Annotated in this window: 16 protein-coding genes; 9 read left to right on the top strand and 7 right to left on the bottom strand. The window is 50.2% G+C overall.

Going from position 1 to position 15543, the window contains the following annotated elements:
* Nucleotides 1-193: 193 nt before the first annotated feature.
* Nucleotides 194-1474, bottom strand: coding sequence for a translesion error-prone DNA polymerase V subunit UmuC (gene umuC / locus F5I99_RS13220; RefSeq protein ID WP_151056738.1), 1281 nt, complete (start codon nt 1472-1474; stop codon nt 194-196).
* A gap of 5 nt (nt 1475-1479) precedes the next feature.
* Nucleotides 1480-1926 (bottom strand): translesion error-prone DNA polymerase V autoproteolytic subunit, encoded by a 447-nt coding sequence (gene umuD, locus F5I99_RS13215; RefSeq protein WP_151056736.1) that lies wholly within the window; start codon nt 1924-1926, stop codon nt 1480-1482.
* Nucleotides 1927-2070: 144 nt separating this feature from the next.
* Here umuD and F5I99_RS13210 point away from each other — a divergent pair, with 144 nt between their 5' ends.
* The 5 genes from F5I99_RS13210 (at nt 2071) to F5I99_RS13190 (ending at nt 4125) form a co-directional block, all read left to right on the top strand.
* The gene (locus tag F5I99_RS13210) at nt 2071-2301 is read left to right on the top strand and encodes a hypothetical protein (protein WP_151056734.1); all 231 of its coding nucleotides are present in this window, start codon (nt 2071-2073) and stop codon (nt 2299-2301) included.
* Between the two features lie 74 nt (nt 2302-2375).
* Nucleotides 2376-2603 carry a DUF2442 domain-containing protein gene (locus tag F5I99_RS19980; protein WP_407670303.1) on the top strand — a complete coding sequence of 76 codons (228 nt, stop codon included), beginning with the start codon at nt 2376-2378 and terminating at the stop codon, nt 2601-2603.
* 155 nt (nt 2604-2758) lie between these two features.
* Entirely contained in the window at nt 2759-3175 is a 417-nt protein-coding gene (locus tag F5I99_RS13200; protein ID WP_151056732.1) for a hypothetical protein, read from the top strand.
* A gap of 64 nt (nt 3176-3239) precedes the next feature.
* Complete coding sequence (locus tag F5I99_RS13195; RefSeq protein ID WP_151056730.1) at nt 3240-3851, top strand: LysE family translocator; 612 nt, start codon at nt 3240-3242, stop codon at nt 3849-3851.
* A 31-nt stretch (nt 3852-3882) separates the two neighbouring features.
* On the top strand, nt 3883-4125 hold the full coding sequence (locus tag F5I99_RS13190; protein WP_013785947.1) for a hypothetical protein: 243 nt from the start codon (nt 3883-3885) through the stop codon (nt 4123-4125).
* A 15-nt stretch (nt 4126-4140) separates the two neighbouring features.
* Here F5I99_RS13190 and F5I99_RS13185 read toward each other — a convergent pair whose 3' ends face one another.
* Genes F5I99_RS13185 through F5I99_RS13175 form a run of 3 tightly spaced genes read right to left on the bottom strand, consistent with a single transcriptional unit; the run spans nt 4141 to nt 5557 of the window.
* A complete protein-coding gene (locus F5I99_RS13185; protein WP_233282105.1) occupies nt 4141-4572 on the bottom strand; it encodes an RES domain-containing protein in 432 nt (143 codons plus the stop codon).
* Entirely contained in the window at nt 4548-4880 is a 333-nt protein-coding gene (locus F5I99_RS13180) for an antitoxin Xre-like helix-turn-helix domain-containing protein (protein ID WP_325063023.1), read from the bottom strand. Before F5I99_RS13180 ends, F5I99_RS13185 begins: the two co-directional genes overlap by 25 nt.
* 8 nt (nt 4881-4888) lie before the next feature.
* The gene (locus tag F5I99_RS13175) at nt 4889-5557 is read right to left on the bottom strand and encodes a TetR/AcrR family transcriptional regulator (RefSeq protein WP_151056728.1); all 669 of its coding nucleotides are present in this window, start codon (nt 5555-5557) and stop codon (nt 4889-4891) included.
* Between the two features lie 23 nt (nt 5558-5580).
* On the opposite strand from F5I99_RS13175, the gene F5I99_RS13170 reads away from it, so the two are divergent.
* The 3 genes from F5I99_RS13170 to azu all read left to right on the top strand — a co-directional run bounded on the left by F5I99_RS13170 (nt 5581) and on the right by azu (nt 10217).
* The gene (locus tag F5I99_RS13170; RefSeq protein ID WP_151056726.1) at nt 5581-6627 is read left to right on the top strand and encodes an efflux RND transporter periplasmic adaptor subunit; all 1047 of its coding nucleotides are present in this window, start codon (nt 5581-5583) and stop codon (nt 6625-6627) included.
* Nucleotides 6624-9662, top strand: a complete 3039-nt coding sequence (locus F5I99_RS13165) for an efflux RND transporter permease subunit (protein ID WP_151056724.1) — start codon at nt 6624-6626, stop codon at nt 9660-9662. The genes F5I99_RS13170 and F5I99_RS13165 overlap by 4 nt, the downstream gene beginning before the upstream one ends.
* Before the next feature lie 126 nt (nt 9663-9788).
* Complete coding sequence (gene azu, locus F5I99_RS13160; protein WP_225307410.1) at nt 9789-10217, top strand: azurin; 429 nt, start codon at nt 9789-9791, stop codon at nt 10215-10217.
* Between the two features lie 52 nt (nt 10218-10269).
* On the opposite strand, the gene F5I99_RS13155 is transcribed toward azu, so the two are convergent.
* Together F5I99_RS13155 and F5I99_RS13150 are read right to left on the bottom strand one after the other, a co-directional pair.
* Nucleotides 10270-10884, bottom strand: a complete 615-nt coding sequence (locus F5I99_RS13155) for a DUF938 domain-containing protein (protein WP_151056722.1) — start codon at nt 10882-10884, stop codon at nt 10270-10272.
* 86 nt (nt 10885-10970) lie between these two features.
* A complete protein-coding gene (locus F5I99_RS13150) occupies nt 10971-11864 on the bottom strand; it encodes a ZIP family metal transporter (protein WP_151056720.1) in 894 nt (297 codons plus the stop codon).
* Between the two features lie 233 nt (nt 11865-12097).
* Here F5I99_RS13150 and F5I99_RS13145 point away from each other — a divergent pair, with 233 nt between their 5' ends.
* Nucleotides 12098-15481 carry an EAL domain-containing protein gene (locus tag F5I99_RS13145; protein WP_151056718.1) on the top strand — a complete coding sequence of 1128 codons (3384 nt, stop codon included), beginning with the start codon at nt 12098-12100 and terminating at the stop codon, nt 15479-15481.
* The last annotated feature ends 62 nt before the right edge of the window (nt 15482-15543 follow it).

Raw genomic sequence — 15543 nt, 5'->3', positions numbered from 1 at the left:
GTTTTGTTCGAGACAATATTTTTTGATTTCACTAAGCATATAAGGCGGTGTATATGGAAACACTACCAAGCCTAGTGGTATTTTTTCAGGAAGCAAATTTTATTCTATCATCTCAATTTTTGGAGTTCAAATGCTACGCTATTTGTAAAAACTCGATGATGTAAGAGAGTCGTTACTGATTCTTTGGCTAACCTTACTTCACCCAAGGTAAATCTTTCCAGCAGGTAGTGTAGGCAGGTGACAGGTTCTCGCGCTTCATCTTCCAGTCTTTTTTCGTGCCCTGTACTGCAAAAAACACCCGTCCTTTGCCGCTGTGGTTTATGGTGTCCAGCACCGACATCAGTGCTTCGGCATTGGCATGGCTGCGATACTCCTCAAACAGGCTGGGCTGAAAGGTGCCTGGCTCATAAAAGTCTGACAGCATTACCCCGGCTTTCATATAACGGTAACCCTCCCGCCAGGCACTGTTTAACAGCCGTACAGCTGCGGCCACCAGGTCGCGAGTGTCATCGGTGGGCAGGTGCAACTCCGTAGTAAGCGAAGGGGTGTATTGCTGCTCGGATGGGTTAAAGCGGTTGGTGCGCAGAAACAGAGTCAGCACTTTCGCGCGGCGTTGCTCTCGACGCAGCTTTTCTGCTGCGCGAACCGTGTACTCGCTAATCGCTTCGCGCATCGGTTTGAACTCGGTAATGCGCTCACCAAATGAGCGGCTGCAGATAATCTGCTTTTTGGTCGGCGAGATACTGTCTAAATCCAGGCAAGATTCACCGTTCAGCTCACGCACGGTGCGCTCGACTACTACAGAATAATGGCGACGAATCTGCTTGGGCGGCGCATTCGCCAGATCCAGCACCGTTTGGATGCCCTCTGCTTTCAGGCGCCTGGATAATCGCCGTCCAATGCCCCAGACTTCATCAACGGGTAGTAATGCCATCAGCTTGCGCTGCCGACCAGGGTAGGTCAAATTCACCACGCCACCCGTAGCCGGGTAGTGTTTGGCAGCATGATTGGCCAGTTTTGCCAGGGTCTTGGTGGGTGCCATGCCAACGCAGACGCTGATCCCGGTGCATTGATAGACGGTTTTACGCAGCTGTTTACCAAAATCTTCTAGCGATAGCAGGTGATCAACGCCGGTCAGGTCTAGAAAGGCTTCATCAATGGAATAAATCTCCACACGCGGTGCCAGGGACTCCAGAATACTCATCACTCGCGCTGAAAGATCGGCATAGAGTGCATAGTTGCTGGAGAAGACCGTAATGCCATGCTGTCGGATCAGCTCCTGCACCTGATACGCAGGCACCCCCATCTTGATTCCCAGTTCCTTGGCTTCACGTGAGCGTGCCACCACACAACCGTCATTGTTCGACAGCACCACCACCGGTTGGTGTTTCAGGTCGGGGCGGAACAGCTTTTCGCAACTGGCGTAGAAATTATTACAATCCACCAGCGCAAACACAGCAGGGCGTTCAGGCATAGGACTCAACGCCGCATCTGTCGGACGATATTGGTAACCACGCCAAAGATCTCAAAATCAGACGCCTCCGTAATCAACATCACCGGATAGGCCGGATTGCGTGGCATCAGGCAGGGATGTGGCGTGGTGTTCAGCTCCTTCACTGTCATTTCACCATTGATACTGGCGATGATAATATCGCCATGTCTGGCCTCCAGTGAGCGATCCACCACCAGCACATCATTGGGGGCGATCCCGGCATCACGCATCGAATCCCCCTGTACCCGCACAAAAAACGTCGCCGCTGGATGACTGATACACAACTGATTCAGATCCAGGGTTTGCTCCACGTAATCCTGCGCCGGCGACGGGAAGCCTGCTGACACACGTTCCAGATATAACGGAATACGCAATGCTGATGCCTTAAGCAGATCCGTGTCTGCGAAACAACCGATCAGTACCACAGCGCTCATGCACACCTCATTAAAATACTGTTTATACATACAGTATCTCTCAAGGGGCACGAAGCAGGCAAGTGGTAAATGTGAGGCAGTGGAGGTAGTCTATTTGTTTTTCTGCTCCCGCCCAGTGAACGTTAATCTGAAAGGGGTGTGCAAGTGAACAAAATTTTAAGATGTCTGTATAGCGGCACAACTTATTTTGTGCAAGAGTTTGTAGGGCAAATCATTGCGGCTGTGATTCTATTGGCAGCTTTGGTTTCTTGGTTTTATTTTTCATCTATATATGCCGCCATTCCAGTGGTTCTATTAGGTTTTTTAGCTTGGGGTGTAGTGAGCAAGGCTTTTAAAAAAAGCAAATCAGGAAACCCTAATGATGCCAGTCACTAGGACTGCCTATATGCCGCTTTATGTTGTGGCAGCCCTTGCTGAAGAGCTTATAGCTGATTGGAGTCTGGTAATGAATGGTGAAGATCCTTTCAGAATTCAGCCGCTACAATAGAGGTTTAATCATGCATCCATCTGTTAGAAGCGTCACGCCGCTTGAGAATTATCTACTATCAGTAGAGTTTGCCAACGGTGAGCAGGGTATCTTAGACATGAAGCCCTACTTGGATTTTGGGGTCTTCAAACGACTTACAGAGCACAATTCATTCAATCAGGTTCGTGTGTCTTTCGACACCATAGAGTAGAGCTCAGGGGGTAGACCTTGATCCTGAGTTTGTTTATCAAAAAACTAAGCGTTTGAGCGCACAACAAAGCGTCGCAGCTGATGTGCAATCGCACAACTGAGCTTTGCTTTATCAACACGCTGGTTGCCGAAGTGCTAAACACTAAGGAGTAAACGGTGCTGAAACCGGTCATACAGCAAGAAGCAACAGGATGCGGCATTGCATCTGTGGCTAACATACTGGGCAAAAGCTACTCAGAAATGAAGAGCATAGCCAATGCTATGGGTATCTATGCTGACGATAAATCGCTGTGGTCGGATACTCAGTATGTCAGGACGCTATTGTCTCATGCCGGGGTCGAGGTCTCTGCTGACGAGGTTCCGTTTGTATCTTGGGATGCATTGCCGGATTTAGCGTTACTGTCCATAAAGCACCATCAGGAAAATGGTAAAAATTTCTGGCACTGGGTTGTGTTTAAGCGTGTAGACGGCCAGTCTTTAGTACTGGATTCGGCCAGTTATCTGCCAACCAATGTTCGAACAGATTTCAATCAGATGCACCCCAAGTGGTTTATCGAGATAAAGAATATATAACCGACCCTTTAAGCCGTTCCTGCGGACCTGGGCAGAGGATATGGGGATATCAGGAGTAGCTGGCATGAATTATATTGATATGCTTGTGCTGTTTGTCGTGATGCTGGTATTGGCACTTGTGCCCAGCAGCAGTGTAGCCCTGGTGGTGGCTCGATCTTCGACAGCCGGATTCTTGAACGGTGCTGCTGTGGCATTCGGCATTCTGGTTGGTGACCTTATTTTTGTATTTTTGGCCATTTTGGGCATGGCAGCATTAGCTGAAACAATGGGTAGTTTTTTCCTGATCTTGAGGTATATGGCGAGTGCGTATTTAATCTGGCTGGGTATCAGCCTGCTGAGGTCCAATACTAGAGTACAGGTCTCCACTGGCCGCTCAGCTTCAACACTATCAGCCAGCTTTTTCTCTGGTCTAATCATTACTCTCGGTGATATAAAAGCCATTTTTTTCTATGCAAGCTTGTTTCCTGCATTTGTCGATCTGACGACTATCGCTACGTCAGACATTGCAACGATTATTGTGTTGACTGTCGTTGCAGTCGGCGGTGTTAAACTGGGTTATGCTTATTTCGCCAGCAGGATTCTGTCCTGGACTAAGGGCAGAGCACCAGGCGTTGTTAAAAAGACCGCTGGCGGTTTTATGGTTGGTGCAGGCACATACCTTATGGTAAAAGCCTAATGAATTGAAAATCCCACGTTGGAGGTTGTAGATGGAAGATGATTTTGAAGTTGAAATGAGTGCTTTAAGCCAGGAGCTGACGGCTGAGGGTAAAACTGTTCAGGTCGATATTTACCGTGGCGACACGGGAGGCTGGATTCTTGAAGTGATTGATGAATCGGGTGTTTCGACAGTCTGGGAAGATGAGTTCGATACAGAGGAAGCCGCACTGGATGAAGTTAAGGCGACCATCAGAGATGAAGGTATCGATTCGTTAATTGGTATGGATGTGTAAATGACACAGACTTAATCATACCGGGTTCCGTGGTGCGGATGGGGCTGGCATAGGAAACAGCCCGTTAACAGAGAACTCCTCCAGATAAAAGTTGAAAGTCTGTTGGGAACCCATCGCTTTAAAGGTTACCTGTTCCTGGGTTAGTTCACAAAACCAGTTGTCTCTGGATTGCGGCGCCTGGTCAGTGAATGCGGCGGGTGTAAAGAGGGCTGCGCACAGTTCATCACGAGCTGAGCGGGCCGATAGATATTCAAAGGCTTCTACCCCAGCTTCTCTCATGTCGGTACCTAATGCTTGAGTCCGAGAATACTCAGTGCGGTGACGCAATGCTGCCGTGAATGCACTCAAGGGTGGCTGTTGAAGCTGGATACCTTTATCGGTCTTATAACCCACTGTGAACACCGTATGCTCGGTATTCAATTTTACTGCTGGTGCCGTTCCTTCCATTGAGCGGAGAAACACGAAGCGGTAGAAGGCGGATTCAGACAGGTCACCACACGCATAATTCCCTGAACAGTTTGTACCTGTATAGCAGGAACACCGCCAGTAAGCTTGTTCTGTGAGCGCATGAAATGTTTGATCCAGACCTGGTCACCCCCGGTGAGTGCAAATAGTGCCCGGGCGGCTCTGATCAACAGTAGGGCCAGTTCACCTTGTTTACTGTCGGGACTCAGGTCCAGGTTTTGCTTTAAGCGTGTTATCGCGGTTCTATGCACACCAATCACCTTGCCCAGCTCATCTTGCTTGAGTGTCAGCTGTTATTTTATCTCTGCCACAGCCTCCAGCACTGCTTCACAACAGCGTCAACATGCCTGTTGATTTCCTCACCAGGTTGTCTGGGTGGAAGTTGATGCAAGGCACGCACTATGTCCAGTCCTGCAAGCATGCTCAAAAACAACTCGGCGGCATGCTCAGTATCAGTACACTCTATACGTCCTGCCTCTTGTTGTATTTTTAACCAGCCGCTCAAGGTGTCTAAGGCGTTTTGAACACTGTTGTTGTACATGCTGTGCAGTAGATCCCGATCTACTTCGTGCAGGCTGCCCAGCAAACGCAGAAAATTGAGGTGTTCATGGCTGAGTACGAAATGTGCCAGATTTAGTGCAAAGTCATACAGTGCTTGCTGAGGTGTTTGGTCCTGCTCAGGTTCGATAACCAGGTATTGAAGTAATGTATTGCACTGGCGATGAATGATGGCTTCGATCAGTGTGTTTTTTTCGTTAAAGCGGTTATAGACCGTTACTTTTGAAACGCCTGCATTGCGTGCCACCGCTTCTATCGAGAATTTAGCTGGGCCCTGGGTGAACAGAAGTTCTGTGGCGGCATCCAGAATAGCAACTTCTTTGTTGGGATCGACAGGTCGTCCTGATCGTGACTTACAAGGCACTTTTTTATCCATTTCAATTAGTGTACGATGGCGTTCATTAATCATAGTGTATTCTTGAGTCGATTACCATGCATAGACCCTTATTTTTTATGGCTATTGTGTTGCTAATGCTGGGCTGTAGTCCAGATAATGGCGCATCCAATGCACCACAGTCTGCGGCTCCCTGGGTTCGAACTCTGGTAGTGAGTGATGCCTCTTCTGCTTTTCTGAAGCTATCCGGCACAGTAAAAGGGCGCTATGAAACACCCGTTGCCTTTCAGGTTTCGGGCCGTATTCTGGAGCGCTATGTTGATGCGGGTCAGCGGGTCGAAGCGGGGCAGTTGCTGTTCCAGTTGGACCCGCGTGATTTGTTAGCCTCGGTGCGAGTGGCTGAAGCTGACATGAAAACGACTGAAGCGGCATTGGCAATTGCACGCAGCGAGTTGAATCGTCAACAAACACTGGTAGACGGCCAGTTTGTCAGCCGCCAAACCCTGGAGCGTTATGAGCTGACACTGCGTGAAGCCATCAGTCGTCATCAGGCGGCTAATGCTGTGTTGGAGCAGGCACGTAATGCTGTGGATTATGCTGAACTGCGTGCTGAAAAAGCGGGCATACTGAATGCCGTGACAGCTGAGCCAGGACAGGTGGTCATCATGGGGCAGGCTCTGGCTACTCTGATTGACGATAGCTCACTTGAAGCGGAGGTATATCTGCCTGAAGGTGAGGATGCTCCAGCGTCTGGTAGCCTGTTGATTGATGGTGAATCATTAGCGATTACTTTGCGGGAGGTGGCAGCTTCGGCTGATCCTGACAGTCGCAGTTGGCGGGCACGTTATCGTATTGAGTCGCGCTCTGATGCCTTAAGTCTGGGCAGTGTGGTACAGGTCAGGCTTGACCAGCCACTGCAGGAGACAACCTTTAGTGTGCCCCTGGGCGCACTGGATGAACGCAGTCAAGGCGCTCAGGTCTGGCAAGTAGTTGAGGGGCAGGTGCAGCCTGTGCCTGTGGAGGTGCTGGAGCTGAGCCAGGAATATGCCCGTATTCGCGCTTCCCTGACGCAGGGTAGTCGCATTGTTGCGCTGGGCACGCATTTATTAACGCCGGGCATGCAGGTCAGGGAGCAGGCGCGATGAATTTTCCCAATTTGTCAGCCCTGGCAGTGCGTGAACGCTCGGTAACCCTGTTTTTTCTTCTCCTGTCTGTCTTTGCCGGTGTCTATGCGTTTTCATCTTTGGGGCGTGCCGAAGACCCATCCTTCACTGTACGGGTGATGGTGGTGTCGGCTATCTGGCCCGGTGCCACACCGACCGAGTTACAGGATCAGGTTGTTGACCGTCTGGAGAAACGCATTCAGGAAGTGGAGTACCTGTATAAAATTGAAACCACGATACGTCCGGGTCGGGCCGATTTACAGATAGAGTTCGAGGACTTTTCACCCAGTGAAAAGGTGCCTGATCTGTTTTATCAGGTACGTAAGCGCATGCTGGATGAAGCCGGAAGTCTGCCTGCGGGGGTCATAGGTCCGATCGTTAATGATGATTTTTCAGATGTGTATTTCTCGCTGATTTCACTGACGGCACCGGGTATGCCGATGCACAGCCTCACCCGTGAAGCGGAATCTGTCCGTGATCGTTTACAGCGTGTGCCTGGCCTGCAAAAAGCGCTGTTACTGGGCGAGCGCAGTGAGCGGGTGTTTATCGACTTTGATATGAACCGCCTGAATAACCTGGGGTTGTCAGCAGAGCAGATTTTTGCCGCGATTGAAGCCAGTAATCGTATGATGCCGGCTGGCTTTGTTGACCTGGACGGGCCACGCGCCTACCTGCGTGTGGATGCTGATCTGGCGGACCTCGATCAACTGGCTGCTTTGCCGATACGTGTGGGTGACCATCTGCTAAAGCTGTCTGATCTGGCGGATATACGGCGAGGTTACGAAGACCCTCCCTCCTATATGATCAGAGCGGATGGTGAAGCGGCCATATTGCTGGGCGTGGTGATGCAGGCCGGTCAGAACGGCCTGGAGTTTGGTGAACGTCTGACGGCCTTTATTGATGCTGAACAGGCCGCGTTACCCCTGGGTATGTCTTTACATATGCTGACCAATCAGACCGAAGCGATCAGTCAGGCCGTTGATCTGTTTCAGATCAAGTTCCTGGTGGCAGTACTGGTCGTTATGGCTGTCAGCATACTGGCGATTGGCTTTCGTGCGGGTCTGGTGGTAGGTATTGCCATCCCCGTTACCATCGGCCTGACCTTCCTGTTGATGAAAATTACCGGGATCAATCTGGATCGTATCACTCTGGGTGCCTTGATTATCGCCCTGGGGTTACTGGTGGATGATGCCATCATCGCCATTGAAATGATGATCGTTAAAATGGAAGAGGGCTGGGAGCGGGTGCGCGCGGCCAGTCATGCCTGGAGTGTGACGGCCGCCCCTATGCTGTTTGGTACGCTGGTGACGGTAGCGGGTTTTGTCCCGATCGGCTTTGCCCAGTCAGGTGTGGGTGAATATGCCGGCAATATCTTTTGGGTGCTGGCCTTTGCACTGCTGGTTTCCTGGCTGGTGGCTGTGACTTTTACGCCTTATCTGGGAGTGAAGCTGCTGCCATCCTATACTCAGCATCAGGCTGGAGATATCTATCAAACACGTTTTTACCAGTATCTGCGAGGCGTGGTAAACACCTGTGTGCGTTATCGTAAAACGGTCGTGCTGTCGACACTGATGTTGTTGATACTCAGCGGTGTGGGTATGGCAACGCTGGTACAAAAGCAGTTTTTTCCAGGTTCAGACCGTCCAGAGGTATTGATCGATATTTACCTGCCGCAGGGCAGTGCAATCGGCACGACAGAAGCCACGGTAAAACGCCTCGAAGCCATATTGGAAACGCTGCCCGAAGTGAAAAGCCTGTCATCCTATATCGGTGCGGGTGCGCCTCGATTCTTTATTTCGGCTAACCCTGAACAGCCTGATCCGGCCTTTGCCAAGATCATTGCCATAGGCCATGATGCCGGTGCTCGTGATCGTATTATGGCGGAGATGAATCGTCACCTGGAGGCAGGTGAGTTTCCTGAAGCACGGGTACGCGTTACCCGTTTGCTATTTGGACCGCCGGTTATCTGGCCTGTCAGCTTTCGCGTGCTGGGCCCGGATACTGAAGTCTTGCGTTCCATCGCTCACGAGGTGCGTAATCTGATGGCGGCGCATCCCAATACCGTGATGCCGCACCTGGAATGGGATGAGCGTACACCCGCCTACTATCTGGATATGGACCCTGACCGTCTGCGGTTAATGGGACTGACGCCGACCGAGGTTGCGCAGCAACTGGCGTTTCAACTCAATGGTTTTAATGTCACCGATGTGCGTCAGGATGTTCGCAGCGTACAGGTGATCGCGCGCAGTGCACGCGAAGGGGGGCTGTTACCCGAGGCGCTAGAGCTTAAGACAGCGGATGGGCGCAAGGTGGCGCTCAGTCAGTTGGGCGAGTTGAGTATCCGCTATGAAGATCCGGTGATAAAACGCTATAACCGTGAACCCTTTCTGGCTGTACATGCCGATGTACAAGGAGCCCAGCCACCTGACGTGACCCATGCGATCTGGGCTGACATGCAGTCGCTGCTTGCTGAATTACCACCGGGCTATCGTATCGATATAGGTGGATCGGTTGAACAGTCTGGCAAAGCGGATAGCTCCATCCAGAAGCTGCAACCGCTTATGCTGGCGCTTATGCTGATTTTCATCATGCTGCAGATGCGCTCATTTACCGGCACGTTTGTGGTGATTGCGACGGCTCCACTCGGGTTGGTAGGAGCGGTGGCAGCACTGCTGTTGTTTAACCAGCCGTTTGGTTTTACCGCGCTGCTGGGGTTGATCGGTTTAAGTGGTATTTTAATGCGCAACACCATGATACTGGCGCAACAGGTGCAGGATAACTTCGATTCCGGTATGCAGGCGGGCGCCGCTGTGGTTGAGGCGGCGGTGCAGCGTTCCCGTCCGGTGGTACTAACCGCTCTGGCGGCGGTGCTGGCTTTTATTCCGCTGGCCCTGGATCTGTTCTGGGGACCCTTGGCCTATGTGCTGATTGGCGGTGTCGCTGTGGGTACGCTGATTACCTTGCTGTTTGTACCAGCGCTCTATGCACTGTTGTTCAAAGTGAAAACCCCTGAGTGAGCTCCATGAAACTTTCACAAGGTGACGACTAATGAAATTTGATTCTCATGTAAATAAAACGTATTATCATTACTATTAATATGAATGAGCCCACTCTATTCAGGAGACGATACAATGAGAGTCTTGATGTTAGCGTTAGTAATGCTGTTCTTGCCTGTGTTGGCTCAGGCGTCCAGTTGTGAACTGAGTATCGACAGTACTGATCAGATGCGTTATTCCAAAGCTGAGCTGACGGTTCCGTCGGACTGTGAAACCGTTACATTGACGCTCAATCACACAGGCAGCCTACCGAAAACCACTATGGGACATAACTGGGTGCTGGTTGAAACCGATCAATTGAGTGCACTAGCAAAAGATGCCATGGCAGCCGGACCTGCTAACAACTATGTACCGTCTGATGATGAGCGTGTACTGGCAGCGACTGAGTTAGTTGGTGGCGGAGAAAGCACTTCAGTAGAGTTTTCAGTCGCTGATTTAAAAGACAAAGACTTGAGCTTTTTCTGCTCCTTCCCAGGTCATTTTGCGTTGATGAAAGGCAAGTTTATCATCGAGTAAACGCGGCCCTGCTCTAGCTAAGTGGGTAATGCAGCATCGCTGTCATACTCACTTAGTCCTTCCGAAACACCACCGATAAATTATTAGCTGGCATGGGGACAACGGTTTCTCGTGTCAGCCCATTCACCTCAGCCAAGTGAGTGACTTCGTTCAGATTACGGATTCCCCAGAGCGGATTACGCTGACGCAGTGATACATCAAAGGCCAGGTTGCTGTCGACAGGGCTGACATCGTCCTGCCAGAAGGGACCGTATAAATAGAGTATCCCTGCGTTACGCAACAGCTTGTTGGCCAGTTGCATAAGGCCCTCAGTGGCTTTCCAGGGCGCAATATGGATCATATTGATTGCCAAAAGAGTGTTGTAATCACCCGGTGTCATCTCTATAGGTGCTATTACATCCAGGTGGCATGCCGGTAGCAGCTTCGGATGGTGATCGCGCTGCCGCCAGGCTTCAATACTACTGATAGCTGTCGGATCAATATCGGTGGGTTGCCAGTGGGTTACTTGTGGCAGTTTAGCGGATAGGTACACCGCGTGCTCCCCAGTGCCTGAGGCAATTTCCAGTACCCTCGCCGGATTGGGCAGGTAAGTCTGCAATACCTTAAGAATAGGGTCCCTGTTGCGCTGTGTGGCAGGGGCATGATGAAAAGGCTGGACTGGCTTCACGATGGGTATGGCTCCCTATAAAACAAAAGGCCCTGTATCAGGCAGGGCCTTAATTTACTGCAAATAAGCGAGAGGGTCACGTCTTCTTAGAGTGATGTGTCGAGTAGCATCATCAGTACAAACCCCAGGATGAGCCCGTTGGTGGCAAAAAACTCGTGGCCTTTACGGTGTGACTCAGGAATGATCTCGTGGCTGATGACAAACAGCATAGCTCCCGCTGCACCTGCCAGACCCCAGGGCAGGAGGTGTGTGCTGAACTCTAGCAGAGTGGCGCCCATGACCGCCATGACAGGTTCTGCAAGACCTGTCAGTACACCGATAGTGATTGAGAACAGGCGAGTGTAGCCCACGGCGATCAGTGCCATGGCAACCACAAAACCTTCCGGCATATCCTGAATCGCAATTCCGGCCGCTAATCCATGGCCGTCATTGGCTGCGTAGGCGGCACCAATTGCCAGCCCTTCCGGAAAGTTGTGTAGAGCAATGGCTAGCACAAATAACCAGCTCTGGCGCAAACGTGTGTTAGAAATGCCGTCTGCGCCCTTGATAAAGTGCTCATGAGGAACTATTTTTTCGATTAACAGCATCATGGCGGCACCGACTAACACGGCCAGGGCAACCTGACCAGAGGCCAGGAGACTAGTACTACTTTGGCCTTCCATCATTTCCATTGAAGGCAAAATCAGTGAGAAAATGCTGGCGGCGAGCATTACACCGGCACCAAAACCCATCAAACTGTCGATAAAACGCTCAGAGATGCGGTTGGCGAATACGGCCAGGCAGGCACCCGCTGCCGTAGAGGCGGCTGCTAGCATACCGGCATAAAATGCATAGCGAACCAAGTCCCGAGCCTGCAACAGTACAATCAGCTGGTAGATCAACAAAGCGAAGCCCGCAATCAGAATCAAAGTGCCAAGTAGCTTTTTCAATGGAAGCCGGGAGCTACCGGAGCGGGTGGATGTCAGAATTTGGGTATTCATGGGTGCCCCTCATTTCATTTAATAATAATCATTATCATCTAATGAGGTGCAAGTCTCCAGTAGAATTGCTCAATAATCTGATTAAATTTTGGCTATGATCTACGGGGGAGGAAATTCTGTATAAATAATATCGATATTGACTGCATTTACACCTTGATAAATATAAGGTTATAGTCCGCTGGACTATAGTGTTCCTAAAGAAGTACAACATCCGTAATAAGGCTGCTTTAGCTATGACCTCGACTCCAGATGATGCGAATACGGCGTTTGAAATATTTCCCTGGAATCCGCAACTTGAGACGGGTATTGCGATTATTGATGACCAGCATCGTAATCTGGTGGCCTTGCTGAATAAATTAGGTCAGCAGTATGTGCAGGGCGTTTCCAAACAGGCTATCGAACAGATTCTCAAAGAACTGTCCGACTATGCTGACTACCATTTCCGAACCGAAGAAATGATCTGGAAGTCCTCGTTAGACGGAGATGACTGGTTTTCGGGTCATGTTGTTAGTCATCAGCATTTTTTTGCAGAAATTCAGTTATTACGCACCAGTGACCTTCCATTTCATTTGTTGCTTGAAGAGCTGTTTTCGTTCCTAACACAATGGCTGGCTTATCACATTCTGGACAGTGACAAGCGTATGGCTAAAGCGGTTCATGCAATAGCTGATGGGTTAAGTGTAGTTGATGCACGCCAGCGCGCCGATGATGAGATGAGGGGTGCCACGGCGATACTGATCAAAACCGTGTTGTCTATGTATGAGAAGTTATCTTCCCAGGCGATGCAGTTAATGCAGGAAAAGCATGCCCGGCAGAAAGCGGAAGCAGCGTTAGATCTCAGTGAGCAACGATGGAAATTTCTGTTGCAAGGCTCCCATGAAGGTTTTTGGGAGTGGGCTGAACAGGATGCAAACGCCTTGTTGCCAGATCAGTTAACTCAATCGCTATTGCAGCAGGCAGAAGCTGAGCGAGGTGATATTCACGAGGAGGATCTGCTGCAACTACGCACGGCCCTGTCAGATTTATGGCAGCCCAACCATGATGAGGTAAAGGTTACCTACCGTATCGTGCTTCCCACTGGTGCGCTGCGTTGGATGGAGCTACGCGGTAAAGTCATTCAACGTGATAATGCCGCAAAACCTCAACGGCTCATTGGTACGCGGGAAGATATCACTGAACGTGAACTGATCAGCCAGATTATCAGGCTGGGACATGAGGCGCTATTCATAAGTGATGCAAGAAATCGTATTACTGCTGTTAATCATGCGTTTACTGAGCTTACCGGTTACACGGAAGACGCTGTGCTGGGGCAACCCCCTAGTATGCTTGCTTCAGGTCTACATACGCAGGAATTCTTTAGCCGGATGTGGCAGGTGTTACAGCGGAATGGCCTCTGGGAAGGCGATATCTGGAATCAGCGCCCCAATGGAGAGCGCTACGCCTTGCATCTGTTTATTCAACGTCACGATGGTGCGGATGGTTCACCCAGCCATTATGTAGCGACCGGGTATGATGTGACCGAACGCAAGCGCTATGAAATGGAATTGCAGGAACAGCGTAAGCGCCTGCAAACCGCACTGGAATCTGTTCGAGGGGGAACCTGGGAATGGGATCTTACAACAGATGTGTTTATTGGTGATGCACGCTGGAGAGAAATGCTGGGCTTAAGTTTGGACGATACGGGTTTGACCAGGATACAGTTCTGGCAAAATGCTGTGCATCCAGATGATGTTTCACGTGTATTGACGCTGATTGATGAGCATATTCGCAGCAGCGATGAGTTATGCGAAGTTGAATATCGCATGCAAACCCAGTCTGATGAATGGATATGGGTCCGATCTCTGGGACGCGTAATGCAGCGAGATGAGGCTGGCGTGGCAACGAAAGTTGTAGGGATTAACATCGATATTACCCAACAAAAAAATCATCAGCAAGAGCTCGAATATGTCGAGCTACACGATGTGCTTACTGGCTTGCCTAACCGCAACCTGTTTTTACAGCTGCTGAAAACCACCATGCTGACATCGGAAGATGATAGACGCCTGATGGCCGTAATTTACCTGGATATTGATAACTTTGCCGAAATCAATGATCAATATGGTGTTGAAACAGGCGATCGTCTGATTGTAGCGATCAGTCAACGTGTACGCGATTCGGTCAGAGAACATCAAAGTCTGGCGCGTATCGGTGGTGATGAGTTTGTGTTGATACTTACCGGTTTCAGTCAGGAGGGCGATATCGCGTCACCGGTAAAACGTTTGTTAATGCACCTCGCCGAACCCATGCTGATTAATGGTTATTCGCTGGAGTGTTCCGCCAGTATCGGTATCGCTTTTTACCCGCAGGCGCATAAAGTGGATGCCGATGGATTGATCCGTCAGGCTTCCCAGGCACTTTATCAGGCCAAACAAGCCGGTAAAAACCGCTATGCAGTGTTTGATCCGGATAATGATTCCATGACCCGCAGAAAACTGGAAAAGATTGAAGCTATCCGGCAGGGATTATTACAACAACAATTCGTGCTCTACTATCAACCCAAAGTGAATATGCACACCGGTCATGTCAGTGGAGCCGAAGCACTGATCCGTTGGCAACATCCACAAAAAGGCTTGTTGCTGCCGGGCTATTTTATCCCTGTTATTGAGCAGCATCACCTATCTGTGGCGATAGGCAACTGGGTACTGGAATCGGCATTTCGACAGCTGGATCAATGGATTGAAGTGGGATTGCCCAAAGATTTTGTTGTCAGTGTCAATATTGGGGTGGTGCAATTACATGATCCGTCATTCAAAGAGTATCTGGTTGAGTTGCTTAAGCGCTATCCCCGTGTCAGTGCGAACCAACTGGAACTGGAGATCCTTGAAACCGGTGCCATTGACGATATATCTTATGTCTCCGGTTTGATTTTAGAACTGCAAAGCTATGGGTTTACCTGCTCACTGGATGACTTTGGTACGGGTTATTCTTCACTGACTTTTCTGAAAAATATTCCGGCACGGACGATCAAAATAGATCAAAGCTTTATTCGCACCCTACCGCATGATCCCGAACACTTTATGATAATTAATAGCATTCTGGGGCTCGCCAAAAGCCTGAATCGACAGGTGATCGCTGAAGGGGTCGAAAATATTTTGCATGGTGAACTGCTGTTGGAGTTAGGGTTTACGGCGGCACAAGGCTACGCCATCGCTAAGCCCATGCCTGCCGAAGTGTTACCTGATTGGGTGGCTACATGGCAGCCCCCGCAGGCATGGAAAAGCTGCACTGCCTTGTCAGTAGACAGGATACCCTTGCTGTTGGCGGAAATTGAGCAACGTAGCTGGATGGTGGCACTGCAGCAGTATTTCGATGGCCAGATCGATTGTCCGCCATCACTGGATGGCTGCGAAGTGGTTGATGGCATAATACCGCAGATGTGCCTGCCTCAGGCTGGTGTTAGCGATACCCGTTGGCATGATGTCCAGAGCCGTTACCGGCAACTGCTCGACGAGGCACGCTCTCTGGTCTGGCTTTATCAGCAAGGGCAGATAGACCGCTTGCAGTTCCGTTTTACCGGATTCAAGACAGCCGATAAGCAATTTATTCAACAGTTGCGTTTGATCAGAAGGGAAGCTTAGTGTTTTCTGGCAGAACTGCTATATGTCTACATCATTATAGGTTCCTGGCTGAATTACCAGGA

It is taken from the genome of Nitrincola iocasae, assembly GCF_008727795.1.
Classification (GTDB): Bacteria; Pseudomonadota; Gammaproteobacteria; order Pseudomonadales; family Balneatricaceae; genus Nitrincola; species Nitrincola iocasae.
This window is presented reverse-complemented; position numbering and strand designations above follow the sequence as displayed.